Source organism: Bacillus sp. V59.32b, from assembly GCF_003429085.1.
Classification (GTDB): domain Bacteria; phylum Bacillota; class Bacilli; order Bacillales; family DSM-1321; genus Peribacillus.
On the sequence record NZ_QVTC01000120.1, the window covers coordinates 1 to 1674 of the forward strand.

The window sequence follows — 1674 nt, forward strand, 5'->3', positions numbered from 1 at the left end:
GCACATCCTGTGCAAGTCCTGTGAGAGTAGGACGTCGCCAAGCAAGCAGAAGACCAGCCGATTAGGCTGGTCTTTTTTGGCGCTTCCGAAGTTTCGCTTAAATCAACCGGGTTTTCGCGTAAATCGGTTATACTTTCGCTTAAAACACCAGAGTTTTGCTTAAATGGACCATATTTTCACTTGAATCCCCCTGATTTTCGCTTAAATCAAAAAACACCTCCCAATACTCCCCTTAAAAAAGCACATCATCTGTATAAAACAATCCCCCTTCTCCCTATTTTTCAGAATCCAGGTTTTGTAGCAACAAATAGGAGGTATAAAAATAAAATAAACGATCGGAACTTTTACATATGTTTTAAATACATAAAAACGGGCGAAAATAATATTGTCATAAAGGGCATTTTTATTGAAAATTTTTATTTTCACTGTATAATAAAAGTCAAATATAGTCAAAGTCAGATTGGAGGAGGTTGGGTGAAAAATATCTCCGATGTAATTGAGAATTATTTAAAGCAGATATTAGAGATGAGTGAGAAGGATATTTTAGAAATTAAAAGAAGTGAAGTCGCAGATAAATTTCAGTGTGTTCCTTCTCAGATCAATTATGTCATCAATACCAGATTCACCATCGAACGAGGTTATGTGGTAGAGAGCAAGCGGGGCGGCGGCGGTTATATCCGGATTATGAAGGTTAAATCGTATGATTACGCGCATTTGATTGATCAGTTAATATCTCTTATTGGATCCCGCGTTTCTCAAGCGACTGCTGAGGGAGTTATTAGCCGGCTGATAAGCGAAGATATTGTGAATGAACGGGAAGCCAGAATCATGTTAAGCGTCATGGATCGTTCCGTTATCTATATCGAATTGCCGACTAGGGACGAGTTACGGGCAAGAATCCTGAAGGCGATGCTTACAACCTTAAAATATAAATAAAAGTGCCTCGAGAGGTGATAAAGATGATTTGCCAGGAATGCAACGAACGGCCGGCGGCTCTGCATTTTACGAAAATTGTTAATGGAAAAAAAGCCGAAGTTCATATTTGTGAAAAATGTGCCCAGGAAAAAGGCGAGATGTTTATGTTTAATGGCGGCTCCGGTTTTTCGATTAATAATCTACTAGCGGGTTTATTAAACATAGAATCCGGCTTTCAACAGGCAATGCCAAATGCTCTTCCCAAAAAAGAAGTGCTTCGCTGTAAACGTTGTAATCTTTCGTTTCCACAGTTTGTCCATGTTGGTAAATTTGGCTGTGCTGAATGCTATGAAACCTTTAAAGACCAACTGGATCCTATTTTAAAAAGAGTCCATAGCGGAAATACTTCACATCTCGGGAAAGTACCTAAAAGAATTGGCGGAAGCATTCATATAAGAAAGCAAATCAACGATTTAAAACAAACACTTAAACAGTTTATCGAACAGGAAGAGTTCGAGAAGGCTGCTGACATTCGTGACCGGGTTCGTTCATTGGAAAAACAAATGAACAGTGGTGATGAAGGAGGGGAGCGGTCTTGAGTCTGGAACATTTTTTGGAAAATGCCATTAGTTCTTGGATGAATGAAGAGGGACCTGATTCTGATATTGTACTAAGTTCACGGGTACGTCTTGCACGGAATTTTAAGGTTCTCCGTCAAATGTTGGGGTGGCGACTCATTGTCGTCACCCTTAACCAATG

2 protein-coding genes and 1 pseudogene are annotated in these 1674 nt (G+C 39.7%); all 3 read left to right on the forward strand.

Annotated features, from left to right (window positions below; all coding sequences use genetic code 11):
• The first annotated feature begins 474 nt into the window (after window positions 1–474).
• On the forward strand, window positions 475–936 hold the full coding sequence (locus tag D0463_RS19135) for a CtsR family transcriptional regulator (RefSeq protein WP_117308941.1): 462 nt from the start codon (window positions 475–477) through the stop codon (window positions 934–936).
• A gap of 23 nt (window positions 937–959) precedes the next feature.
• Entirely contained in the window at window positions 960–1514 is a 555-nt protein-coding gene (gene mcsA / locus D0463_RS19140) for a protein-arginine kinase activator protein McsA (protein ID WP_117308942.1), read from the forward strand.
• Window positions 1511–1674, forward strand: a pseudogene (locus D0463_RS20025) (ATP--guanido phosphotransferase); the annotation flags it as partial. The gene mcsA and the pseudogene D0463_RS20025, both read left to right, overlap by 4 nt.

Excerpts from the sequence above, each read along its gene's own strand:
- mcsA (WP_117308942.1), top strand. The coding sequence starts at position 960 with ATGATTTGCCAGGAATGCAACGAACGGCCGGCGGCTCTGCATTTTACG.